The organism is Dryocola sp. LX212 (assembly GCA_041504365.1).
Taxonomy (GTDB): domain Bacteria; phylum Pseudomonadota; class Gammaproteobacteria; order Enterobacterales; family Enterobacteriaceae; genus Dryocola.
The window spans coordinates 2248959-2272683 of the sequence record CP167917.1 but is presented as its reverse complement, the minus strand read 5'-3'; the positions used below and the strand labels follow the sequence as shown (position 1 = coordinate 2272683).

Here is a 23725-nt window from a genome sequence, read left to right as displayed (position 1 = left end):
TGCCACTTACTTTCCGGAAGAAATATCCGGGCGCCGTCATTAAATTCATAATGCGCATAACCCGCCCTTCATAAACAAGCGTGAAGGGCTTTTAGCGTTTACACTGCCAGCAATGTTTAGTTTTTGCAGGTGCATGGCCTGTCAGACGAGTCTTAATTCCTAAAATGCCTCTGATAAGGCTTCGGAGTATAACTTTCCCCCTCTAAGCCGTTGACATATATCTGGGGCGTAAGAAAATGCTGTGACTTTCCACGCGATGACCACACTCTGGAGCACACCATCAGCGATTCACTCAGCTTTCAATCCGTATCAAAACTCGGCGCGCTTGTTGCCGGTGCTCTGTTACTTGCCAGCTGTTCTTCGGAGCCGCCGAAATCTCTCGTCACGCCAGTTACGGGTAAGCCCTCGTTGCCAGCCAAACCTCAGCAAAGTCAGGAAATGCGCGGCGTGTGGCTGACTACGGTTTCGCGCCTGGACTGGCCGCCGGTAGCCTCGGTGAACAGCAGCCCCGCCCTGCGCATCAGCCAGCAGCAGCAGGCGCTGCGGGTAAAGCTTGATAATCTGAAAAGCCTTGGCATCAATACCGTATTCTTCCAGGTGAAGCCTGATGGCACCGCCCTCTGGGCGTCAAAGATTTTGCCATGGTCGGACATGATGACGGGTAAAATCGGCGAGGATCCGGGCTACGATCCGCTGAAGTTTATGCTCGACGAAGCGCACAAGCGCGGCATGAAGGTCCACGCTTGGTTTAATCCATACCGCGTCTCTACCAATACCAAACCTTCCACCGTTAGCGAACTTAACCGCACGCTGTCGTTAGATCCGGCGAGCGTTTTTGTTCTACACCGTGACTGGATCCGCACCGCGAGCGATCGGTTCGTGCTCGACCCAGGGATTCCTGAAGCGCGAGACTGGATAACCAATATCGTTGCCGAGGTGGTAACCAATTATCCCGTTGATGGCGTGCAGTTTGATGATTACTTCTACGCAGAATCGGCAGGCTCCGCACTTAACGACAGCCAGACGTTCATCAAATATGGCAAAGGTTACCATTCCAAAGCAGACTGGCGTCGGCATAACACACAGCAGCTGATTGAACAGGTCTCCCGCACAATCAAGCAGCTCAAACCCGGCGTCGAATTCGGCGTCAGCCCTGCCGGCGTGTGGCGAAACCTTTCTCAGGATTCAGCGGGTTCAGACACCCGCGGTGCCGCAGCCTATGATGAAGCCTATGCCGATACCCGTCAGTGGGTGCAACAAGGGCTGCTGGACTATATTGCTCCCCAGGTTTACTGGCCTTTCTCCCGCAAAGCGGCCCGTTATGACGTACTGGCGAAATGGTGGGCAGACGTAGTGAAACCCACGCATACGCGCCTGTATATCGGCGTTGCGCTCTATAAAGTGGGCGAGCCTTCAAAGATGGAGCCGGACTGGACGGTTGGCGGCGGCGTGCCGGAGCTGAAAAAGCAGCTCGATTTGAATGCCTCTACGCCGCAAATCAGCGGAACTATTTTGTTCAGAGAAAATTACCTCAACCAGCCCCAGACGCAGGATGCCGTAAACTATCTTCGCAGCCGCTGGGGAAGTTAATATGCAATTAACTCATTGAATGTGATGAAGTTATCTTAATATGACGCCGCTACGTGAATTTTGATTATTTTCCGGCCCCACTGGCCGTCAGATTTAACGTAGCGGCGCGATATTTTCAGCGCATAATTCCGGCCTGGGGGAATATTCCGCGCAGGCCGGTAAAAACCTACTGCGCTGCGCTTACCCGCCAGACGGTGTTCCCGGCGTCATCGGCAATCAGCACCCCGCCCTGTTTATCCATCGCCAGACCAACCGGCAGGCCCCGCACCTGCTTCTGGTCGTCGGTTAAGAAGCCGGTCACGAAAGGCTGAGGTAAACCAACGGGTTTGCCGTTCTCGAACTTAACCCAGGTCACCTGATAACCGTTCAGCGGCTTACGGTTCCAGCTGCCGTGCTCGCTGACGAACGCGCCGTCGCGATACTGCGGCATAGTGTCTCCGGTATAGAACAGCAGGCCCAGCGGTGCAACATGTGAACTGAGCGCGTAATCCGGCTTGAGGGCTTTCTCGACCAGATCCGGGCGAGGCGGTTGCACCCGCTCATCAACGTGCTGACCGTAGTAGCTGTACGGCCAGCCGTAAAACCCCTTATCCACCACTGACGTAAGATAGTCTGGCACCAGATCGGAGCCAATTTCGTCCCGCTCGTTGACAATAGCCCATAATTTACCGCTTTTCGGCTCCCACTGCAGGCCCGTTGGGTTACGCAGGCCGCTCGCAAAGATCCTGCTGGCCCCGCTTGCTGCATCAACTTCAAGGATTGCTGCGCGGCGATACTCTGCGCCAACGCCATTTTCGGTGATGTTGCTGTTGGAGCCAACGCCAACGTACAGCTTGCTGCCGTCAGGGCTGGCAAGCAGGGATTTTGTCCAGTGGTGGTTAATCGGACCGCCCGGCAGTTCCGTTACCACTTCTCCCGGTGCACGGATCTCCGTCTGCCCCTGCTGGTATGGGTATTTCACCAGGCTATCGGCGTTCGCCACCCACAGCATGTTGCCGATAAGCTGCATACCAAACGGTGAATTTAGGTGTTCGATAAAAATATGCTTCTCCCACTTCCCGCTGACGTTACGCAGCAGCGTGATGCGATTGCCGCCGTCGCCACCTTTACCGGAAGATTTTTGCACCAGGCTCATGATGATTTCTTTCGGGCGCGCTGCGGCCTTCTTCTCAGGAGCGTTTGCCTCCGCAACCAGGATGTCATTGTTCGGCAGAACGTACACCTGGCGAGGATGCTTTAAATCCCCCGCGATCTTTTCAATCTTCAGCCCCGGTCCTACTTTTGGCGTTTCACCCTCTTTCCAGGCCACGCCTTCAGGCACCTTCATCGGCGGCAACAGAAAGTTCTGCGCTTTGGGCAGCTCAGGGTTTGCTCCGATCTGCTTTTGCGGGTCGATTTGCGAGCTGTCATCGCAGCCGCTCAGCGCTGCTGTCAGGGCGATGGCGAACATTATTGGATTATATTTCATGGCCAATTTCTCCCTGAATGCTGCGCCCGCGCAGCGCAAGCTGAACGTTTGCCAGCAGCAGCAATACCACGACCAGCGTTGAAAGGATCGCGCCCACAGGCACTACGCCGAACGCGTCACGGCTGTGAATGAAGGCGTTAAAAATGGCGAATACAATCGCCAGCAGGTTCAGCCAGAAATGCGTTTTGAATGCTGTCGTGACAGGGTAACGTTTTCCACCCCACAGCCAGACCACGCTAATCAGACGCGGAATAACGGCAATCAGCAGGCCAAAAACAATCAGCCAGTTAGCCGCGTCGGTCCACGTTTGCATAAAAGTTTTCATGTAGATGACGTCGAAGATCCAGGCCGCGACAAAGAAACCGAGTGGTACCGGATTTAAGAGTTCATAGAGCGCCACGGCAACTGCCGGGCGCGTGTAGCGGGGGTACGTCTGCATGTCCTTCTCCTGCCTTACAGTGGATGTGCTGTAAAGGTTAGTAAAGAACCGGTTGATTAGCAGACACATTGTTAAAAGAGTTCATAAGCTGCTGCCCCGCCGGAGGCGGCAGCAGATTGTCGATGATGTTCCTCGACACTTCCACCCTGTCGATTTCGCCATTGTCATGATGATAAACGGTCAGCACCCGGCCTTTATTCAGCTCCATGGCAAGTCCGGACGTTATATGCAGACTGGCGGCCAGCTCGTTTTCTTTCAGCCCTGGCCTGCGACTGCGCCGTTCGACACCCCGGAAACGACGCTGGTTGTATTTTGCCCATGCAATCAGCACCAGACCGTTAAGCATCCCGATGACGGCATAAATCGTCACCGTATCAAGCGTAGAGAAGAACGGCCGGATGCCCAGGAACGGCGAATGCGCCAGGGCGGTCATCAGTCCGTTGTAGATAAGATAGCTAAAGCCGAACCAGGCAATCAGCGTCAGCAGTGTATCCAGTACTCTGGGGAGCGGGCGTCGTTCGGTAAAAATCAACGGTTGATTCATGGTTTTATCCTCCCAATACCGCGGTCCGGGCTGATCCAGCGTGCCCTTGTCCGCTGGCGTCTGAGCATGACTTTCGGAAATGCCACAAGCGTGGTGAACAGGCTAAGCATCCAGTAAACCACCGGGAACCAGATTATCCAGAACAGCGAGGCGACAATGCCCTTTTCGTACCGCCTCTCAATCACCAGACTCACCATAAACTGCAGCAGACACACCACGCCCAGCATCAGCCCGGTAAACGCAGGTGGAAACAGGTGGGCAACGTGCAGCGAATTCGGCAGCGGCACGAGCAGGCCAACCACAAACAGCAGGATGCTTACCGCGTAGGCGAAGGCCCATGCGGTTGACAGGCAGAACTCAATGAACAAAGGCCACATGCGGCGATACTCCCACGCCCACAGGCGTCGCATATTGACGATAAACACCTCTGCGCCTCCCTGCGCCCAGCGCAGACGCTGCTTCCACAGCCCTTTTAGCGTCTCCGGCATCAATATCCAGCACAGCGCCCGTGGCTCAAAGAAGACCGACCAGTGCCGCAGCTGCAGCTTCCAGCTGATGTCGATGTCCTCGGTTATCATATCGGGACTCCAGTAGCCCACCTCCGACAGCGCCCGACGGCGGAAGGCGGCAATCACGCCCGAGACGGTAAACACCTGCCCGTAAATGCGCTGGGTGCGCTTGATAAGCCCGATGATCGATGTAAACTCGCCGACCTGCACCCGACCGATGAGCGTTGAACGCGTCCGGATACGTGGGTTGCCGGTCACGGCCCCTACGCGTGGATACTGCAGCAGCGGCGCAACCATATAGGCTGCCGCGTCCTTATCCAGCAGCGCGTCACCGTCGATACAGACCAGGAAGTCGCTGCGCGCGGCGGCGGCCCCGGTTTTAAGCGCCACCGCTTTGCCCTGGTTTTCCGCCAGGTGAATGATGCGCAGCCGGGGATGCTCGTTTGCCAGCTGGTCAAGCACCTCGCCTGTGTTGTCCTTCGAACCGTCGTTAATGGCAATAACTTCGATATTGGTATAGCGCTGGCGAATGGCCGCTTCGATGGTTTCTCTCGCGTTATCCCCTTCGTTATAGCAGGGGATCAGAATGGAGATCAGTGGGTTGCCCTCAAGCGTCGGCGCTGGTGTGCCCTCGCCCCATTCCCAGTGGCGCTCGCGGTAGAACCAAAAATACAGCCCGCCGCTCATCCACAGCGCGGACATAAACAGCGGCCAGAAGAAAACGAAATTCAGGATCGCTTCGCCGGTAAAGACGGCCGCCATCCCCAGCGGCAGGCTGAACATCAGGCAAAGGATGAGGAAAGCTACAAGGCGATCGGTCATTTTTGCGGATACCAGTATGAGGAGAACGTCGACCGGATTGCCGACATCTCGGGTTTATCGTTAATGAAATCGTCCGGGTAGTAACCGTAGTTTTCCGCGCCGCTCAGCTTCAGCTGGCGCATCCAGTCGGCGATCCGCTTCCCGCTGATTTCGTCCTGCCCGCCGGCTTTGCGCCAGTCACGGGCCTGAAGCTCAAATACCGTTTTATCCAGCGCGCCGGGGTGCTGGCCTACGGCATTCACCAGCCTGTCCAGCCAGGCGTTGCTCTTATCCGCCGGGACTTTTTCCATCAGCGGCATTGCCATAGGGGCGGTCCAGTCATAGGCACCCAGGAAGTCGGTGAGGTTCTGCGCAAACCAGGCTTCGCTTTCAGGCTCCAGTATCGGCATGGCATAAATGTTACGGGCGGTTTTGACCTGCGGCCCGCGTATGTCCTTCACCGTCCGGGCAAGCTGTCCGGTAAAATCGATAAGCGCCCTGCTCTTGAAGCGTGTCCAGCGCTCAAAGGTCTGCGGGTCGCCGCGAATTTGTTCAATGCCTGCCGGGAACCCTGCGGCCTGATAAGCGGCCAGCGCGTCGGGCGAGGCATCTTCAAAGTCGGTCAGGAAGGCGTCGTCATGGAAGAGAATGCCTCTGAAGTTGGTGTTTTTAGCCAGGTCCTCATAGATTTCCGTGATGCGCTGTCGCGCCTGCTGGCTCCACGGGGAAAGGCGAATGTACTGCCCCTTGTCCACCGCGCTGCGCCCGGTTTTCGGATCCCAGGCGGTCACGCGCGGGATAGACTTATCCAGGTCGAAGGCGAGTACCGGCATCCAGGCATACACGGCGACGCCTCCCCGGGTCTGAAGCTGCCAGGCGACAAAGTTAAACAGGTCGGCGCGCATCGGCAGCCAGCGGTTGGGGAAATAGAGCTCGTGGATGTTGCCGTCGCCCGTCGGGTCCGCATAGGCCTGCAGGAAAACGTGCGAGATGCGCATGTCGAAAACGCGCTGGATGAGCTTATCGATGTTTCTACGCTGCTGCGCCGGATCCTTGTCATAGACGTAGTCCAGGTCCACGTGCATCACGCGCATCGTTTCGGTTTCGCGAACCTGTGCGACCTGGTTCGCAAAACGCTTCAGCCCCGGGTTGTTAGAAATCAGAATACGCGGCACATCGTCCAGGTTTGCGGCGTTAGCAAGCCCTTCGTTCAGGGTAAATGCCATCCGATAGCCGTGTTCTTTGGCAAGGCGCAGCGTTGTGCCGCTTGCGGCACCGTACGGCCAAACCCAGGCGCGGGGTGGCTTGCCGGTCACGCTTGTTATCTTATTCGTAATGAGATTCAGGTCTGCGGTAATGCGTTTCTCAAACTGCTCGTCCGTTTCGTACTGGCCGGTAGATTTATTGTACAGCCGGTTTGCCACGGCTGGCTCCTGGCTGCCCTGAGGGTTGGCGGTGCTGCCGTAGTGCGAAGCCCAGGTATGGGCACCGATTTCAACCAGCGGCGACTCACTCATCTCCTTCACCATCTGCCAGGTGGCAAACTTATTGCGGGGGGTGACCAGACCGCCGAAATCCACCGGCTTACCGGCTGGTGCATCTACCCAACTGCCCACCGGGGCCCACAGCGCAGGCCAGTTATAAGCTTTCAGCAGCGGCCAGACGCGGCTATAGAAACTGCTGTAACCGTCGTCGAAGGTCAGCAGCACGGCTTTTTCCGGCAGCGTTATTTTACCGTCGTGAGCATCCAGAATCTGCTGCACGCTGACCGGGTTGTAGCCGTTATCGCGCAGCCAGGCAATCTGGTCGTTGAGCGCGCTGGTGCGCACTGACAGATAGCGCTGGTCCGCTGCCTCATCCTCCACGTCGTGATAGGCCAGCACCAGAAAGCTGTTCTTCTGCCAGGGCTGGTCGGCGTTTAAAGGTACACGTTGTTCGGGAGGCACGTATCGCGGCGTTTCAGCATTGCCACAGGCGGTTATCAGGATCCAGCCTGAGATTAAAAGTGCGGCCCGCAGCCATTTAGTTAACATATCCATTCCTTAAAACCTGACGTTCAAATCGAAGGCGAGAGCGATGTTCCGCTCACGCTTCCCGTCGTACGGGCGCTTGTCCCAGGTCAGCATTAGTCCACCGTCCACCACGTTGTTCCACTGCACGCGCTGGCCGTAGCCGAGCTGGGTAATGGCGCCGCTGCCCTGCTTCTTCTGCCAGTAGCTGCCCAGTCCCGCCGTCATTTGCTGCTTCCACACGGTGTCGTACCGGCGATAGATAACCTGTTCCGCCCTCAGGCCAGGCACCACCGAGAAGTCACTTTTCGGGTTGTAGTAAGGGACGTTTTCTTTGGTGTTGGTGCTGCCGCCGATGCCGGGAACAAAATCAAGGATGAAGCGCGGCGTGGTGAGCAGACGCTCTTTGCCGCTAATGCCGTATTCAATACGGTCGTTACCGTCAGAGAAATGCGAAGCGGCGAAAGACAGCTGGTACTCACGCCTTTCATTTTGGTACCAGCGCAGATAAGCCTCGCCGCCGTTGGCGCTTACCCCGTTGCGCAGGGCGCGTAGCGGAGTGTTTTGCGACAGGCGTTCGGCAGAGCCGCCGATTCGCCAGCTATCATTAAAGTCGTGCCAGCCGGAAAACCGTCCACCGATCTTCTGCCCGTCGCCGTAGTTGTGGCCTGAAACTTCCATCTCTGCCCAGTAATTGCGGGAGGTCCATTCCGCCCCAGCGGCCAGTTCGCGATTAATCCCCTTACCCTCTTCGAATTCGCCTGTGGCAAAGTTAAAGCCGGTGAACAGGCGCCAGTTATCGTTGATGGGAGGGCTGTAAATCGCCGAGTTCCAGGTAAAGTCATGCTTGCCCGAAACGGGGCTGTCAGAGGCAATCCCCTGCGAGCCGCTGATGCGCAGCTCGGACCTTTTATGCACGTCGCGGATGCGTCCCAGCCGCAGACTCGCAGTATCGTCAGGGCTACGCGCCAGTACGTCGTCGGTCAGTTCATCGGCCTGCTTCCACTCCTGCAGATCGAGAGCGACATAGGCCTGCTGTCTCTCAAGCTCCAGATTGCTTGGTTCGAGCACCTCAGCAAGTTTTAACTCGCGCTCCGCCGCCCGCGGCAGCCCCCTGGCCTCAAGAACGGCGGCATAGCTAATGCGCAACCCCTGGTTACCGGAGCCGGTACGGGCCAGATGCTCAGCAAGCTTCTCGGCTTCGGGTAAGTCGTTAGTCGCCACCTGGTACTGCGTTAGCAGCGTTTGTCCCAGCAGCCAGTAGTCGTTCGGCTGCGGCGTGGGCGAACCGTATATGCGGCGCAGGTACGGGCTGTCTTTGATGACGGCGTATACCTGCCTTCTCGCAGCGTCGAAGTTTTCGCTGTCGATATGCGCGTAAAAAAATTCCTGATGATCTTCAGGCGTCAGCTGCGGGACAGGGGTACCAACGGGGGGAGAATAAATCTCCGTCAGCATCGCTTCGGCTTTCTCCGGCTGGCGCTCTACAAGCCAGGCTGTGGCAACCCAACGTTTGGCATAATCCGGCACCGGCTGCTCATCCGCGGACAGCTGCTGATATTCGCTAAGCACTTCTTTTGCACGTTTGCGAATCAGCAGGGCTCCCATGCGGTCTATTCTGGCTCGACGCAGGTCGGCCTGGGCGGCGGGGACGTTTTGCCACTCATTAATCAGCCGGTCGTAGCGGGCCAGAGCTTTGTCTGCCACCAGGAAACGTTCATCTTCATTACGCGCGGGCGTAAAGGCGACGCGCACTATCTCAGCTGCGGCGTCGAGTTCAAGCCTGCGCGCCAGCGGATCGGTCGCGGAACCGCTTCCGGAAAGCTCAAGCGCCGGGGCAGCAACCCGATTGGCTGACAATGCTGAAACTAACGTGGATTTCGTCGCATTATTCTGGGGATCCTCCTCGTCTGCCAGGCTTGCCGCCAGCAGCGCATCCCAGTTTTTACCCTGCGAGTGATAAACGTAGGCAACCAGCGCGTCGCGCTCCGGTCCGGGCTCGCTTTGCGCCCAGCTTTTGGCCTCCGTCAGCGCCTGTTGATGACGTTTCGCGTCGGCGAGCGTCATAATCCAGCCTGTGCGGGCATCCACATTGCCCGGCTCGGCGCGCAGCGCGCTCTGCCATATGGCCAGCGAGTCATCCCATTTTTTCTGGTTACGCAGGGTTCGGGCGACGGCAACCTGGCCACGAGCCGGTACGACCATGCTATCGCGATAGCGCTGCCAGACGCTAAGCGTCTGTTCATCGTTCTCCGCCCAGCTGGAAACCTGCAGCCAGTCAGCCACCTGTTCGGGCGTCAGGGTCGTGCTTTTTTCCTGTTGCTCCAGGTAGTTAAACAACGGCGTTCGGTCACCGCCTCGCGCCTCAATAATTAAATCATCGTAAGCGGTATTTGCGGCGAAGCAGTACGCCGGAAGAAGAAAAGCCGTGCTAATAATGCAGGCCCCTGACCGGAGGTAATAACCAGGAATGGTATGATATCGAATGCTAAACATAGCGACACTTATATCCTTCTGTCGGAATAAAGTAAGCATTATCATTTATTTGTTTCTGCTGTGTGACACTACAACCTCATTTCAATCCTCACGGAAAAAATGAAATTAATACTTTCTTCGTATTGCATGTAGTAATAAGCCGTTCTGCAACAAAGGTTTTATGTTAGATCGGCATCGGTCAAAAAGTTATCACTTAGTTACGAAGCAAACCAGAAATTATTTTAGACGCTCATTCATTAAAGTGTTTTCGGCCAATTTATTCTAATACTTCCAGGACGCCATGCTGCCGGAAGTGAAAATCAATAATATTTACCTGATAGCCAGCCTCTCTATTTAATTAATTAGTCGGCGATAAGATTCTTATAAAAATGATGGTGTTTTTTCATCACCTGATTATAAAAATTATTTCTCATCCCAATTAAAAGGGATATTTATCAACGGCTCTTCGTCGCCAGGGGGCATTGCCCTCTGTCCATGACAACAACGATCGTCGATCGGCTATCGCGTAGCTTCCAGCTGTAATGATTTGGTTACACTCGGCGTAAGGCTGATTTGACGGCATTTGCGATTTCCCTTACCCTGCGCGGCACAATGTCGTGTGTACAATTATAAATTCAGAGGGAAGCGTGAAGAATCGCACTCTTGGTAGTATTTTTATCGTGGCCGGAACCACCATTGGCGCAGGGATGCTGGCGATGCCGCTGGCTTCCGCCGGGGTTGGGTTTGGCGTAACGCTGCTGCTGCTTCTGGGTCTGTGGGGGCTGATGTGCTATACCGCGCTGCTGCTGGTTGAGGTCTATCAGCATGTCTCCGCTGACACTGGGCTTGGTACCCTCGCCCGCCGCTACCTTGGTCGTCCTGGCCAGTGGCTCACCGGCTTCAGCATGCTATTTCTGATGTATGCCCTGACCGCCGCTTATATTAGCGGCGCGGGGGAGCTGTTAGCGGCCAGCCTGAGTCAATGGTTAGCAACGACTATTCCGGCCACAACCGGCGTGCTGTTGTTCACCCTGGTTGCCGGCGGCATTGTTTGTATCGGCACCCATATGGTGGATATGTTTAACCGCGTGCTGTTCAGCACCAAAATTGTTTTGCTGGTTGTTATGCTGGCGCTGATGATGCCGCATATTCACCACACCAATCTTTTAACCTTACCCCTTGAACAGGGTCTGGCCCTATCCGCCATCCCGGTGATCTTTACTTCTTTTGGCTTCCACGGCAGCGTGCCGAGCATCGTCAGCTATCTGAACGGCGACATGCGCAAACTGCGCTGGGTGTTTATCATCGGCAGTGCCATCCCGCTGGTCGCCTACATCTTCTGGCAGCTGGCGACGCTTGGCGCCATTGATTCTGGCGTCTTCAGCTCGCTGCTGGCGGATCATTCCGGCCTGAACGGCCTGCTGGCAGCCGTACGCCAGGTCGTTGCCACGCCGCACGTTGAGCTGGCCGTTCATTTGTTTGCCGACCTCGCGCTGGCAACTTCGTTCCTGGGCGTCTCCCTGGGGCTGTTTGACTATCTGGGCGACCTTTTCCAGCGTAACCGCAGGGCCTCCGGGCGGATGCAGACGGGGCTGATGACCTTTGTTCCGCCGCTGATTTTTGCGCTCTTCTACCCGCAGGGCTTTGTAATGGCGCTGGGCTATGCGGGCGTGGCGCTGGCGATCCTCGCGCTGATCGTGCCGTCGCTGCTGGTCTGGAAAAGTCGGCAGCAGGATAACGCCGGAGGCTACCGTGTTGCTGGGGGCAAACCGCTGCTGATGCTGGTTTTCGCCTGCGGCGTGGCGGTAATTGTCATTCAGGCGCTGATCGCCACCGGCGCGCTGCCTGAGGTGGGGTAAGCCACCAGCAAAAGTCCCGGCCATCCGACAATGACAAAGGCGCGTCAGATTGTTATCTTGCGCGTCTGCTCAACGTTAATGAAGAAGCCGGGATGAAAGAAAAAGGCACAGAACTCAAAGCTAAAATTCTCGACGCGGCCATCACGCTGTTTACCGAAAAAGGCGTCGAGAAAGTAACGACCCGCGATGTCACCGAGCAGGTCGGCATTGCCCGCAGCCACATCTATCATTACTTCCCGGACTGGCAGACGCTTTGCCTTGAAGCCTTCACCCGTTTTATGTACGCCGAGCTTGAGGCCTACACCCAGAAAACCCAGCCCCTTTCTCCGGAGCAGGCCCTTAACGTTTTTATAGAAGACTATCTGCCGGATCGCGCCGATGCCATCTGGGAGCTTTACGGCTCTTTATGGCGGCTGGCGGTGCACAACAAAGCCTATGCCGACCTCGCCCTTGAAATGACGGAAAAGTGGGATGACCTGCTCGCAGGGATCCTTGAAAGAGGGATTTCAGACGGGGTATTCCGGGAAACAAACGTCCGGCGTGTTGCCAGGCAAATCAGCGCCCTGCTGAACGGCTATTCCGATCAGCTGATCATCGACAGCGCCCCGCTGGCCCGCCGACAGGCGCTGGACGATATTCAGGCATTCGTGAAGCAGGTATTGTAGACCGGCTATGTCGGATGGCGCTGCCGCTTATCCGACCTACAAAACTGCCAACCAGTCCCTTCGTAGGGCAGATAAGCATATGCGTCATCCACCAGAATCAGCACTCGGCTAAGGATAGGTAATCCCCGGCGGATTCACCTTCGAAGCCTCTACCTCTTCGCCCTTTTCTCCCCAGCGGTCAAGAACCTGCTGGTACTCACCACTTTTTGCAGCGCCATCCAGCGCAGCCTGTAACGCATACACCAGGCCATTGCCTTTTTTGGTCGTCGTTGCAACGTAGGCTTTCTTTGGCCCGAGCCCAACAACGCTGGTCTTACCGGTAAGCGCCAGTGCTCCTGATTTCATCTTCTCTCCTTACAGCACTTTGGATAAAAACTGCTGCGTCCGCACCTGCTGCGGGCGATTGAGCACCTCGTCGCTGCTGCCCTGCTCGACGATTTTACCGTCCACCATAAACACCACTTTGTCCGCCACCTCGCGGGCAAAACCAATCTCATGCGTCACCACCACCAGCGTCGTACCGGAGCGGGCCAGCTTTTTGATAACGTCGAGCACTTCCCCCACCAGCTCAGGATCCAGCGCCGAGGTCGGCTCATCAAACAGCATCACCCGTGGGCGCAGCGCCAGAGCGCGGGCGATGGCAATGCGCTGCTGCTGGCCGCCGGACAGATGGCGTGACCAGGCATCCGCCTTATTGCGCAGGCCGACAACATCCAGCAGCTCGTAAGCCCATTCGATAGCCGCTTTGCGGCTCAGCTGCCCATGGGCGATGGGGGCCTCAATCAGATTATCCAGCACCGTGAGATGGGGAAAGAGATTGAAGTTCTGAAACACGTAGCCGACGTTTACGCGCTGGCGGAGGATCTCCTTCTCTTTCAGCTCATAGAGCTTGTCGCCCGCCAGCCGGTAGCCAATGTAGTCGCCGTCTATCTGGATGAACCCCTCATCCACGCGTTCGAGATGATTAATCGCCCTAAGCAAGGTGGATTTCCCCGATCCTGAAGGGCCGAGGATCACCGTCACCGATCCCGGCGGCAGCTCGAGGGAGACGTCGTCCAGCGCTTTATGACGGCCAAAATATTTGCTGACGCCGGTAATGGAAATGTGTCCCGGCTGATTAAGAGCCTGATACATGAGCGGCCTCCTGGGTCTGTAGCGCGGGCTGACGAACGACGGAGCGGGACGCGCTCTGCGGATTAATGGCGGAACGACGCTCGCTGCGCGCAAGCCAGCGCTCAACAAGATGCTGAATAAGCGACAGGACGCTGGTGATCGCCAGATACCAGACCGCCCCCACCATCAGCAGCGGGATCACTTCCTGAGTACGGTTGTAGATCATCTGGATCGTGTAAAAGAGTTCCGGCATCGCCAGCACGTAAACCATCGCGGTCCCCTTAGCTAGGCTGATGATTTCGTTGAAGCCCGAAGGTAAGATCGTGCGCAGCGCCTGGGGCAGGATAATGCGCACAGTACGCCGCCAGGCAGGTAAGCCGAGCGCCGCAGCCGCTTCATACTGGCCGTGATCGACCCCCAGAAACCCGCCGCGAATTATTTCTGCGGTATAGGCACTCTGCACCAGCGTCAGGCCGACAACCGCCGTCGAGAACTGGCCTAGCACGTTTATCGTATCAACGCTGCCCCAGCTGATACGGGTGAACGGGATCCCCAGCGTCAGCGTGTCGTACAGGTAGGAGAAGTTATAGAGGATGATCAGCACCACAATCAGCGGCAGCGAGCGGAACAGCCAGATATATCCCCAGGCCAGCGCGTTCAGCAGCCATGACGACGATAGCCGCGCCAGCGCCAGCATGCCGCCTATTATCACGCTCAGCACGGTGCCTATCAGCGTCAGCTGCAGCGTCCGCGCCAGCCCTTCCAGTATCACCGGGTCGAAGAACCAGCGGGCAAAGACGCGCCACTCCCAGCGCGGATTAAACGCGACTGACTGAATAACAATCGCCAGCACAAAAAGCGCGGCAACGGCCCCGACGATGCGTAACGGATAGCGCGCCGGAACAACTTTAATGGTAGAGGGTGTTGTCATGTCGGATCCTCAGGCTGTTTTGCGGCTGTCCAGCGCCAGCGGTTTGCTAAAACGCAGCCGACCATCGTACGGTTCGACGCTGTACTCTTCAGGGTTGCGATGAATATCAAACTGCGGCTCGTACCCTTGCCCGAGGTAGAGCCTTACGGCCTCCGGCTGACGGAACCCCGTGGTCAGATAAACACGGCTGTAGCCTGCCAGCAGCGCCCTTCTTTCCAGCTCGCGCACGATGCGGCCTGCCAGTCCCTGCCTGCGTAAACCCGAATGCGTCCAGATGCGCTTCAGCTCGGCGGTATGCTCATCAAACGGCTTGTAGGCACCGGTCGCGATTATCTCCCCGTCGCGCTCCAGCACGATAAACAGCCCCTGCGGAGCGAGATACCACTCCGTCAGCTCCACTTCCGCATCGCGGGAGAAATAGTCGCCGTAGCGGGCCTCATACTCACCGAACAGCCCGGTAATAATGGGCTGCAGCTCCGACGCTTCCGGCGAGACGTCACGAAATTGTTCGCTCATCCTGTTCTCCTTAGTCGCCAAGACCGGCGGGGTTGATTTCAGACGCCGGGATCTGCTCGACGCTCTCCCCCCAGCGGCTCAGCACCCTGCTGTAATCGCCGTTTTTAATTACGCCGTTCAGCGCGGTTTGCACCGGCTCCGCCAGGCCGCCGCCTTTTTTCAGCGTTACCGCGATATGAGCCGCCTTCGGCCAGCCGCCGTCCACGCTGCCCACCAGGCGCGTTTTACCCGTCAGCGCGGCTTTCCACGCGCCAATGACGTTCGGGCCAAAAAAGGCGTCCGCGCGCCCGGACTGCAGCGCCAGCGTCAGGGCGGCGTCATCTTTGGTATACACCGGCGTGAACGGCTTCAGCCCCTTCTTCAGGTTCTCTTCATTCCACGCCAGCAGGATAGATTCCTGATTGGTGCCCGAGCCGACGATAATGCGCAGCCCGGCAATGTCCTCCGCTTTCTTTATGGCCTTGATCCGGCTGGAAGATTTGACGTAGAAGCCGAGGGAGTCTTTGCGGTAGGTGGCAAAATCAAACTTCTCTTTGCGGTCTCTGGTGACGGTGATGTTGCTGATCGCCGCGTCGTATTTGCCGGAGGTGACCCCCAGCGGCCAGTCCTCCCAAGACGTGGGCACCACGTTCAGCTCAAGACCCAGGCTGTCAGCGACCAGACGGGCAATATCCACCTCGCTGCCGAGCAGCGTTTTGTTATCGTCGGCAAATACGGTCAGCGGAGGCGAATTCAGCGCGGCCACCGCCACGGTAAACTTACCCGGCACGGCAAAGCGATACCCCTTCGGCAGTTCGGTGATGGCCTGGGGGTTCCTGGCGGTATTAACCGGCGTTTTGTTGGCCTCAAGGCTTACGCCCGCGCCGTTAATGGTGACTTCCTGTGCCTGAGCGGCATACGAGGACAGCGCCAGAGCGATAGCCAGGATCAGCGTAGATTTCTGCATAGAGGATTCTCTTATTATTGTTGTTGGCTGTATTGGTTGGCGGGCACGGAAAGCCCCAGGGTTTCGCGCAGCGTCGTGCCCGGATACTCCTTGCGGAACAGCCCTCTGGCCTGTAGTACCGGCACAACCTCATCCACAAAGCGCGGGAAGGTGTCCGGCGTACCGCCCTGAATAATGAAGCCGTCTGCGCCGTGGCTTTCAAACCAGCGCTGCAGGCCGTCGGCTACCTGCTGCGCCGTGCCGGAGAAGCGCGGGCGCGGTGTGGCTGACTCCAGCGCAACCTGCCGTAAGGTCAACTGGCGTTCGTGGGCGTTACGTTTGATTTCATCCGTCGTGCTGCGGAAGCTGTTCTGCCCCAGTTCGCCAATATCCGGGAACGGCGCGTCCAGCTCGTACTGGCTGAATTCATGATGTTCGAAGTAGCGCCCAAGATAGTTCAGCGCGTCCTCAACGGAGACGAGGGCGGCGGTCGTCTGATACTGGTTTTCCACGTCCAGCGCGTCAGAGCCGACAATCACGCTCACGCCCTGGAAGATATGCAGCTCTTCCGCTGTGCGGCCATGCGCCGCGAGCTGGCTTTTCACGTCGCGATAAAAATGTTGCGCCTCTTCCAGCGTTTCATGGTGGGTGAATATGGCGTCCGCGTGGCGGGCCGCTAATTTCTTGCCGTCATCGGATGCGCCGGCCTGAAATACGATGGGCCTGGCCTGCGGCGTGCGACCAATATTCAGCGGGCCAGCCACCTTAAAGAAGTCACCGTGGTGATTAAGCGCATGTAGTTTACCGGCATCGAAAAACTGACCGCTCGCTTTATCTCGAATAAAGGCATCTTCTTCCCAGGAATCCCACAGGCCTTTGACAACGTCCAGATATTCATCCGCTATGCGATAACGCAAAGCGTGTTCCGGATGTTTATCTCTTGAGAAGTTTTTAGCTGAACCTTCCAGCGGAGACGTCACGACGTTCCAGCCCGCGCGGCCCTTGCTCAGATGATCCAGGCTTGCGAACTGGCGTGCAACGGTGAATGGCTCGCTGTAGGAAGTAGACAGCGTGCCGACAAGCCCCAAATGCGTGGTAATACTGGCCAGCGCGGATAACAGCGTCAACGGTTCAAAACGATTGAGAAAATGGGGGATCGATTTTTCATTGATATATAAGCCGTCTGCTACAAACAGAAAATCAAGCTTTCCCCCTTCGGCCTTGCGGGCGGTCTGTTTTACAAACTCAAAATTAATACTCGCATCGGCCACGGCGGCGGGATGGCGCCATGCGGACATATTGCCGGACGCGCCGTGTAATATTGTGCCAAGCCGTAATTGTCTTTCAGCAGACATAACTCATCCTCATGGTCAGACATTATAAAGGTCGTCGGGGTAATTAGTTTTCGATCAGCGCCAGTTCAGCCAGCGAGGCGAAATATCGCGCGGCCTCATCTATCAGCGCCTCGTCAGGATCAAATGCAGGGTGGTGCAGACCGAATTCGCTGGCGCTGCCGATGCTGACAAACGCGCCGGGTATGGTTTTCAGGTAGACGGCGAAATCCTCCCCGCCCATATGTACGTCCGCCGTTTGCGTGCTGTAGCCGGTATCCTGCGCCACGCGGGTGGCAAACGCGGCCCATTTTTCATCGTTTACTAACGTTGTCGGCCCGGCATACCATTCCACTTCGAGCTGCGCGCCGAACGCGGTGGCGAACCCTTCCGCCAGTTCGCGGATGCGCTTCTCCACCTGCCGTTGGATATCTGCCCGATGCGTGCGTACCGTTCCTTCCAGCTCTACCGACTCCGGGAGCACGTTCCAGGTGTTCCCTCCCTGAATCCGCGTCACGCTCACCACAACTGATTCCAGCGTGCTGATATTGCGGCTGGCGATGGATTGCAGCGCGGTAACCAGCTGGCTCGCCAGCAAAATGGCGTCGTTTCCTTCGTGCGGTCGGGCCGCATGTGCACCTTTGCCTCTCACGCGGATCACAAAGCGATCGACGTTGGCATAAAAAGCTCCGCCTCGGGTGGCAAACGTGCCCACGGGCAGGCCGGGTTCGTTATGCATACCAAAAATAGCGCTGACGCCCTCCAGCGCACCGGCTTTGATCATTGCTTTTGCGCCGGTAAAGTTCTCCTCTGCTGGCTGGAAGATGATCCTCACCCTTCCCGGCAGCTGTTTTTCATGCTCTTTGAGCAGCAGCGCGGCCCCCAGCATCACGCTGCTGTGTACGTCATGGCCGCAAGCGTGCATGATACCTGGGTTAACGGAGCTGAAATCTACGCCGCTGGATTCTTCAATGGGAAGTGCGTCAATGTCCGCCCGCAGCGCGATGACCTTTTCGCCTTTTCCTAGCTCCGCCACGACTCCCGTGCTGAGCGGATACTGCGGAAGCCGTAGCCCCGCGCCTGCCAGCCATTTACGCAGGCGTGCCGTCGTTTCTACTTCCTGGCCCGAAAGCTCAGGGTGCTGGTGCAGCTCACGCCGCCAGTTAATAAGCTGTTGTCTGAAGGTCAATGTCACGTCTGTCACCTGTTTCCCCTTATCCGGCTTCATGTAGGGCAGCAGGTTTTGCATTTGCCGGATACGGCATACCTGCCGCCAGCAGGCGCAGCGAAAGCGTGCGGGCATGCGCTTCGGCAACCGGCGTGTCGATAATAAATTCATCGATACCGTATTGTTTCTGCAAGGCGGCCAGCCCGGCATGGACCGTTTCAGCGGTGCCTTTCAGCAGCGAGGGTTCACGTCTTACCAGGTTTTTGATCGGGCTACCGGCCTGGCGGGCAAAAGATTGCGCCTGACCCTCGCTGCCGACCGAGACGCGTTGCCCGTTTTCAAGCTCCACGCCCCAGATTTCCACCTGACCTGCCAGCTCATCGGCCTCCTGCGCCGTACCGGCGACGATGACCTGCACCGCGACCAGCGTCTCGCGCTGGCTGTGCCTGCGCCACGTAGTGAGAACCTCATCCAGCAGCGTCCTGTCGCCGTTAAGGTGCGCAGCAAAGACAAAATCCCAGTCCAGCTGGGCGGCCAGCAAAGCGCTTTCCCTGCTTGCGCCCAACAGAAAACGGTTGGCTCCACGCTGTGGAACAGGCGTGGCACGCAGCGCATTTTCATCTTCATCGGCAGCGGCGGGCAAAGAGAGCCAGTTGTCGAGCTGGGCCAGCTGGTCGGCAAAGGTGCCTTTCTCATCCTGATGCAGGCCGGTCTGCAATGCGCGGGTGGAGAGCGGCAGCCCGCCCGGCGCTTTCCCAACGCCAAGGTCGACCCGACCAGGGGCAATGGAGGCCAGCAGGTTAAAGTTTTCTGCGACTTTGTAAGGACTATAGTGTTGCAGCATCACCCCGCCGGAGCCGACGCGGATATGGCGCGTCTGCCCGAGAATCCAGGCAATCACCAGCTCCGGCGAAGGGCTGGCCAGCCGGGACGTATTGTGATGCTCCGCGATCCAGAAACGGTGATAACCCCAGTTTTCCGCATGCTGTGCGAGGCTGAGCGTACGCCTTAGCGCCTCCTCGGATGTTTCATTGACGGCAACCGGGCTTTTATCCAGCAGGCTGATTCGATAGGACATATCACGCACTCAATTTACTTAACATGTGTTCATTAATAGAGCGTCGCGTGGCCGCTGAGAAACAATTTATTTACATTTGGATAGTTGAATAACGGGAAAGGATAACCGCAAGAAATATGAGGAGAGGAAGGGATAAGAGCTTTATTTAAAGCCCTTAAGCCCATTATTTGGTGTTAATAGACACAAATAAAGCTCTGATTTTGAAAACCCCTCTCCTTGCGGAGAAAGGTTGCGGGAAGCAAATCAGAAGGTTTCCCAGTTTTCATCGGTGGCTGCTGTTTTCACCAGTTTGCGAGGTGCAGCGGCAGAGGCCGGAAGCTTAGGGGTTTTCAGCTCGGCGCCTTCGCCTGCCGCATTGTGGGTGATGCGGAACACGGAAACGGCCTGGGTCAGACGGCTGGCCTGCTCTTCCAGCGCGGCGGCGGCGGCGGCGGACTCTTCCACCAGCGCGGCGTTTTGCTGGGTCACGCGGTCCATTTCAGATACCGCAAGGCCGACCTGGTCGATACCCCGGCTTTGCTCGTCGGAAGCGGAGGCGATTTCACCCATAATATCGGTCACGCGGGTAACGGCATTGACGATTTCATCCATTGTTTCACCGGCACTTTCTACCAGCGTGGAACCGGTATCCACCTTGCTGACGGAATCCTCAATCAGGCCCTTAATCTCTTTAGCAGCCTGAGCGCTGCGCTGGGCAAGATTGCGCACTTCCCCTGCTACCACGGCGAAACCTCGACCCTGCTCGCCTGCACGGGCAGCTTCAACCGCCGCGTTCAGGGCCAGGATATTGGTCTGGAAGGCAATGCCGTCGATCACGCTGGTAATATCGGCGATCTTCTTGGAGCTGCCAGCGATATCGTTCATAGTGCGAACTACGTTATCAACCACTTTTCCGCCGCGCTGGGCCGTTTCCGAGGCGCTCAGGGCAAGCTGGCTCGCCTGGCGTGCGTTTTCGGCGTTCTGCTTCACGGTGGCGGTCAGCTCTTCCATGCTCGCTGCCGTCTCTTCAAGAGAAGCAGCCTGCTCTTCGGTACGAGAAGAGAGATCGTTATTACCAATGGAGATTTCACTCGCACCGCTGTAAATGGCGTTAGCGCCGTTACGCACGTCGCTCACTGTGCTGACCAGTTCGGCCTGCATGTGCCGCAGGCTGTCGGCCAGCTGACCCATCTCGTTGGTGCCTTCCACTTCAATTCTGCGTACCAGATTGCCACCGGCGATATGGCGGATGCTGGCGATCAGGCTGGTCAGCGGTGCGATCAGCGTCCTTTGAATGCCCAGCCAGACAATCACAATCACCACCAGCACGGCGAGCAGAATGGAAATCAGCAGCCAGATGGCCAGATTGTAGGAGCTGCCGTTGTCCTCTACGGCCAGCTGGTAGAGATGATCGTTCTGTTCGAGATAGCTGACGTACTGCTGCTCAAAGCCGTCCTGATATTTCTGCGTTGGCTGGTCAAAGAACTCGTTAATCTTACCTGCCCCCAACAGCTGAATCAGCTCGGCCAGTGCACCGTGGTAGATATCGTAGTTGCGCTTGATTTCAGCGATCGCCTGTTCGCTTTGACGAGGATCGCGCGGCAGGGCTTTATAAGCCGCCCACTGCTCTTCGGCACGCTTCAGGGAGGTGCTGGCGATTTGCATCAGCTCAGGGACGGTAGAGCCGCTGCCGGTGTTGGTAGTATCCATCATGTAACGGATGCCGGCGCGGTTGAGGGTATTACGGGTTTGCAGCAACGCAACCCAGCTTCCGTTCAGCGTGGACTGTTGCTGACGAATGGTTTGCAGGACGGTGAAGTTTTCCTTGTCGTTTTTCAGGGCGTTAAAGAACAGCCCGCCGGAGGTTAATTGCAGAATTCCGAACAATGCCAGCACAATCAGCAGGCTGGTAACAACTTTTATACGATTTAACATGCTTTCCCGATCTCATTCCAAAAGATGCATTGGGTTTCGGCACATTGGAGCAAAACTTTATGCTTAATCGTCTGCTGACTGGTATGACTAGCTGCGTTCGATCTCTTTTGCCGCCCGATCCAGGGTATCGATAATCTGATAGACCGTCTCCTGGGACAGATCGCCCTTGCCGAGACGGGTATTCAGCGCCATCCTGAAGTTGTGGATTGCCCGCTGCATTTCAGGAATGCGGCGGTTATCCCCCAGCACGCCCAGCGACGCCAGGCGCTGAATGACCTGGTCCACTTCCTGCTGTTGCTGCCCCAGGAAAGTGCTGCCTTCCGGGGTTAGCGTCCAGACTTTCTTGCCTCCTGACTCTACCGTGGCGCAGATCGCTCCCATCTCTTCAAGCAGCGTCAGGTTTGGGTAGATAATGCCCGGGCTGGGGACATATTCCCCTTTCGCCATCGCCTCAATGGTTTTGATTAGCTCATAACCGTGCGCGCTATTACCGGCAAGGCAGTGCAGGATCAGCAGGCGAATATCCTGGGCATCAAACAGCTTTTCGCGGCGGTGCCGCGCTTTTCCTTCCGGGCCGACGTGGCCGTCGTTGTGGATGCGCATATGCTCTCCCTTATTTACTGTGCCAGTAGGCAACGGCGCGCACGAAATCACTGTCAAGATTGCAGGAGGTTATCAGCTCGTCGCTCATACGTTTCACATCGGCACCTTCACCGGTTATCCAGACGAAGTAATCTTCTTCCGGGATAGCCAGCGTTTTTAATCGTTCAGTAAGGGAAGCTTCATTAAGCCATTCCACCGCGGCATGAGAGAACTCGCTCAGATAAGACTGGGTGTCGCTGTGATGACTGTTCACCAGAACCTGAACCGTCACGTTGTCGGGCAGCGAACGCAGGCGGCGGCGCACGGCGGGCAGCCCGCTTTCGTCGCAGACATAGAGCTGGTAAGCATACTCCGTTGGGATCACCAGCGATCCGCGTGGCCCACCGATCATCAGCGTGTCGCCTGCTTTGGCCTCCGCTGCCCAGCCGCTCGCCACACCGCCGTCATGAATATAGAAGTCGATGGTCAGCTCACCGGCGGCAGCGTCAAAAGCCAGCGGCGTATAGTCGCGGGAAAGCGGGCGCGGTCCGTCTCCCCAGACGATGCCCTCTTCTGTAATTGCGGGCATCTGCAGCTCACCGTTTTCTGCCGGGAAAAAGACCTTGATATGGTCATCGAAACCGTGGGAAGCAAAGCCGTTCAGCTGCTCGCTGGTGAAAACAATTCGCCAGAAGCAACCCGCCACGACCTGCTTACTTTTAACCACCAGCTTGCGAAATTTAAGCTCATTCTTGACGCGTTTTGGTAATTTTTCTTTGTTCAGTTGGGAAGTCATAGCCTGCTCCGCTGGATCATTAAGATATATCATAGCTATGTTTTAACACGCCATGGCAGACCCTGTCTTTCACAATTTGCGGCACTAATTCCTAAGACGTTGCCGGGTCGTGCAAACCTGTCCCGGAATGCGCTACCCCGATCGCAAATTGACAAACCCATACGATTCTAAGCTTCCCTTTGATTCCGTCTCGCCTCTACACTGGCGCTGGCAGCTAAGACTTATGCCCGGTAATACTCCATCCACCGACAAACGTCCCAGGGAGGTCAGATATGTTTCCAGAATATCGCGAGCTTATCACCGAGTTAAAATCCGCCAATCCACGCTTCCTCAGCTTGTTCGACAAACACAATAAGCTAGATGATGAAATCCTGCGCAGGGAGGGCCCGCAGGGTAACGGCTACTGCGAGAAGGTCATGCAGTTGAAAAAAGAGAAGCTGCGGCTCAAAGACGAGCTCTATCAGATGCTAAAACAAGCCAGCCGGTAGCGCCTCTTCAGGAAGGGGCTGTCCCCTTCCTTATCCACTTTCAGACAAAAGGGTTTTTATTGATATTTATTAGTCGGTTGGAGGGAATAACCCGGACAAGTGCATGATTTAGGAATATGAAGATATAGAAATTATGCGAACTGATGGTTACTCTATGTACGCCAGATTACTGCCGGTGCCACAAATATATCCTCTTTGAGGCATGGCTTTATTTTTAAATTTTTTATTCCGCTATCTCTTAATCAATTAAGATGATGTGCATGTATGCAGAGTGTCAATGGTGTTGAAGTTTTTACTTAAATTCGTTTTATTAGCGGCCTTTATTATTTCGCCATTTTTTGCTCCCCATGCCTCCATGGCGCATATGAGCGAGCAGCAGCCCCAGAGCGGTCCGCTGGTGCAGGCTAACCCTTTCCTGCCGGCAGAGTAACCGCCGGACGCTGGGGCAACCCGTAATACAGGCTGCCCTTTCCTGACCACGCAGCCAGCCATAAACCGGCGGCGCTCTTCGTGCACTTCGCCTG

General features: G+C 56.6%; 18 protein-coding genes and 2 pseudogenes. 4 read left to right on the top strand and 16 right to left on the bottom strand.

Features of this window, described 5'->3' with window-relative positions:
- Positions 1–279 precede the first annotated feature (279 nt).
- Positions 280–1590, top strand: coding sequence for a glycoside hydrolase family 10 protein (locus tag ACA108_10885; protein ID XEX98077.1), 1311 nt, complete (start codon positions 280–282; stop codon positions 1588–1590).
- Between the two features lie 166 nt (positions 1591–1756).
- Here ACA108_10885 and ACA108_10880 read toward each other — a convergent pair whose 3' ends face one another.
- The 6 genes from ACA108_10880 to pgaA are packed head-to-tail and all read right to left on the bottom strand — an operon-like array spanning position 1757 to position 9856.
- Positions 1757–3058, bottom strand: coding sequence for a sorbosone dehydrogenase family protein (locus ACA108_10880; protein XEX97961.1), 1302 nt, complete (start codon positions 3056–3058; stop codon positions 1757–1759).
- Entirely contained in the window at positions 3048–3497 is a 450-nt protein-coding gene (locus ACA108_10875) for a DUF2231 domain-containing protein (protein ID XEX97960.1), read from the bottom strand. The genes ACA108_10880 and ACA108_10875 overlap by 11 nt, the downstream gene beginning before the upstream one ends.
- A gap of 37 nt (positions 3498–3534) precedes the next feature.
- On the bottom strand, positions 3535–4041 hold the full coding sequence (gene pgaD / locus ACA108_10870) for a poly-beta-1,6-N-acetyl-D-glucosamine biosynthesis protein PgaD (GenBank protein ID XEX97959.1): 507 nt from the start codon (positions 4039–4041) through the stop codon (positions 3535–3537).
- Positions 4038–5372: a poly-beta-1,6-N-acetyl-D-glucosamine synthase gene (gene pgaC / locus ACA108_10865; GenBank protein XEX97958.1), complete on the bottom strand. Its 1335-nt coding sequence runs from the start codon at positions 5370–5372 to the stop codon at positions 4038–4040. The genes pgaD and pgaC overlap by 4 nt, the downstream gene beginning before the upstream one ends.
- Positions 5369–7384, bottom strand: a complete 2016-nt coding sequence (pgaB, locus tag ACA108_10860; GenBank protein XEX97957.1) for a poly-beta-1,6-N-acetyl-D-glucosamine N-deacetylase PgaB — start codon at positions 7382–7384, stop codon at positions 5369–5371. Before pgaB ends, pgaC begins: the two co-directional genes overlap by 4 nt.
- 9 nt (positions 7385–7393) lie before the next feature.
- Complete coding sequence (pgaA, locus tag ACA108_10855) at positions 7394–9856, bottom strand: poly-beta-1,6 N-acetyl-D-glucosamine export porin PgaA (GenBank protein ID XEX97956.1); 2463 nt, start codon at positions 9854–9856, stop codon at positions 7394–7396.
- A gap of 626 nt (positions 9857–10482) precedes the next feature.
- Between pgaA and tyrP the strand changes: the two genes are divergently transcribed.
- The gene (gene tyrP / locus ACA108_10850; GenBank protein XEX97955.1) at positions 10483–11694 is read left to right on the top strand and encodes a tyrosine transporter TyrP; all 1212 of its coding nucleotides are present in this window, start codon (positions 10483–10485) and stop codon (positions 11692–11694) included.
- Positions 11695–11786: 92 nt separating this feature from the next.
- On the top strand, positions 11787–12359 hold the full coding sequence (locus ACA108_10845) for a TetR/AcrR family transcriptional regulator (GenBank protein XEX97954.1): 573 nt from the start codon (positions 11787–11789) through the stop codon (positions 12357–12359).
- Between the two features lie 108 nt (positions 12360–12467).
- On the opposite strand, the pseudogene ACA108_10840 reads toward ACA108_10845, so the two are convergent.
- The 10 genes and pseudogenes from ACA108_10840 to ACA108_10795 form a co-directional block, all read right to left on the bottom strand.
- Positions 12468–12686 (bottom strand): annotated as a pseudogene (locus tag ACA108_10840) (ABC transporter substrate-binding protein).
- Between the two features lie 27 nt (positions 12687–12713).
- Positions 12714–13493: an amino acid ABC transporter ATP-binding protein gene (locus tag ACA108_10835; GenBank protein XEX97953.1), complete on the bottom strand. Its 780-nt coding sequence runs from the start codon at positions 13491–13493 to the stop codon at positions 12714–12716.
- Positions 13477–14403 (bottom strand): amino acid ABC transporter permease, encoded by a 927-nt coding sequence (locus ACA108_10830; GenBank protein XEX97952.1) that lies wholly within the window; start codon positions 14401–14403, stop codon positions 13477–13479. Before ACA108_10830 ends, ACA108_10835 begins: the two co-directional genes overlap by 17 nt.
- Positions 14404–14412: 9 nt before the next feature.
- The gene (locus tag ACA108_10825) at positions 14413–14919 is read right to left on the bottom strand and encodes a GNAT family N-acetyltransferase (GenBank protein XEX97951.1); all 507 of its coding nucleotides are present in this window, start codon (positions 14917–14919) and stop codon (positions 14413–14415) included.
- Positions 14920–14929: 10 nt separating this feature from the next.
- Positions 14930–17199 (bottom strand): annotated as a pseudogene (locus ACA108_10820) (NtaA/DmoA family FMN-dependent monooxygenase).
- A 43-nt stretch (positions 17200–17242) separates the two neighbouring features.
- Positions 17243–18364, bottom strand: coding sequence for an amidohydrolase (locus tag ACA108_10815; protein XEX98076.1), 1122 nt, complete (start codon positions 18362–18364; stop codon positions 17243–17245).
- A 25-nt stretch (positions 18365–18389) separates the two neighbouring features.
- A complete protein-coding gene (locus ACA108_10810) occupies positions 18390–19421 on the bottom strand; it encodes an MsnO8 family LLM class oxidoreductase (protein ID XEX97950.1) in 1032 nt (343 codons plus the stop codon).
- A 243-nt stretch (positions 19422–19664) separates the two neighbouring features.
- A complete protein-coding gene (gene tsr, locus ACA108_10805) occupies positions 19665–21335 on the bottom strand; it encodes a methyl-accepting chemotaxis protein (GenBank protein XEX97949.1) in 1671 nt (556 codons plus the stop codon).
- 87 nt (positions 21336–21422) lie between these two features.
- Positions 21423–21938 (bottom strand): PadR family transcriptional regulator, encoded by a 516-nt coding sequence (locus ACA108_10800; GenBank protein XEX97948.1) that lies wholly within the window; start codon positions 21936–21938, stop codon positions 21423–21425.
- A 10-nt stretch (positions 21939–21948) separates the two neighbouring features.
- Entirely contained in the window at positions 21949–22713 is a 765-nt protein-coding gene (locus tag ACA108_10795; GenBank protein XEX97947.1) for a siderophore-interacting protein, read from the bottom strand.
- A gap of 272 nt (positions 22714–22985) precedes the next feature.
- Between ACA108_10795 and ACA108_10790 the strand changes: the two genes are divergently transcribed.
- The gene (locus ACA108_10790; GenBank protein ID XEX97946.1) at positions 22986–23201 is read left to right on the top strand and encodes a YdcH family protein; all 216 of its coding nucleotides are present in this window, start codon (positions 22986–22988) and stop codon (positions 23199–23201) included.
- Positions 23202–23725 lie beyond the last annotated feature (524 nt).

What these genes read in the sequence shown, in the direction of transcription:
- ACA108_10880 (XEX97961.1), bottom strand. Translation starts at nt 3,058, where the DNA reads ATGAAATATAATCCAATAATGTTCGCCATCGCCCTGACAGCAGCGCTG.
- ACA108_10875 (XEX97960.1), bottom strand. Translation starts at nt 3,497, where the DNA reads ATGCAGACGTACCCCCGCTACACGCGCCCGGCAGTTGCCGTGGCGCTC.
- pgaD (XEX97959.1), bottom strand. Translation starts at nt 4,041, where the DNA reads ATGAATCAACCGTTGATTTTTACCGAACGACGCCCGCTCCCCAGAGTA.
- pgaC (XEX97958.1), bottom strand. Translation starts at nt 5,372, where the DNA reads ATGACCGATCGCCTTGTAGCTTTCCTCATCCTTTGCCTGATGTTCAGC.
- pgaB (XEX97957.1), bottom strand. Translation starts at nt 7,384, where the DNA reads ATGTTAACTAAATGGCTGCGGGCCGCACTTTTAATCTCAGGCTGGATC.
- pgaA (XEX97956.1), bottom strand. Translation starts at nt 9,856, where the DNA reads ATGTTTAGCATTCGATATCATACCATTCCTGGTTATTACCTCCGGTCA.
- ACA108_10845 (XEX97954.1), top strand. Translation starts at nt 11,787, where the DNA reads ATGAAAGAAAAAGGCACAGAACTCAAAGCTAAAATTCTCGACGCGGCC.
- ACA108_10835 (XEX97953.1), bottom strand. Translation starts at nt 13,493, where the DNA reads ATGTATCAGGCTCTTAATCAGCCGGGACACATTTCCATTACCGGCGTC.
- ACA108_10830 (XEX97952.1), bottom strand. Translation starts at nt 14,403, where the DNA reads ATGACAACACCCTCTACCATTAAAGTTGTTCCGGCGCGCTATCCGTTA.
- ACA108_10825 (XEX97951.1), bottom strand. Translation starts at nt 14,919, where the DNA reads ATGAGCGAACAATTTCGTGACGTCTCGCCGGAAGCGTCGGAGCTGCAG.
- ACA108_10810 (XEX97950.1), bottom strand. Translation starts at nt 19,421, where the DNA reads ATGTCCTATCGAATCAGCCTGCTGGATAAAAGCCCGGTTGCCGTCAAT.
- tsr (XEX97949.1), bottom strand. Translation starts at nt 21,335, where the DNA reads ATGTTAAATCGTATAAAAGTTGTTACCAGCCTGCTGATTGTGCTGGCA.
- ACA108_10800 (XEX97948.1), bottom strand. Translation starts at nt 21,938, where the DNA reads ATGCGCATCCACAACGACGGCCACGTCGGCCCGGAAGGAAAAGCGCGG.
- ACA108_10795 (XEX97947.1), bottom strand. Translation starts at nt 22,713, where the DNA reads ATGACTTCCCAACTGAACAAAGAAAAATTACCAAAACGCGTCAAGAAT.
- ACA108_10790 (XEX97946.1), top strand. Translation starts at nt 22,986, where the DNA reads ATGTTTCCAGAATATCGCGAGCTTATCACCGAGTTAAAATCCGCCAAT.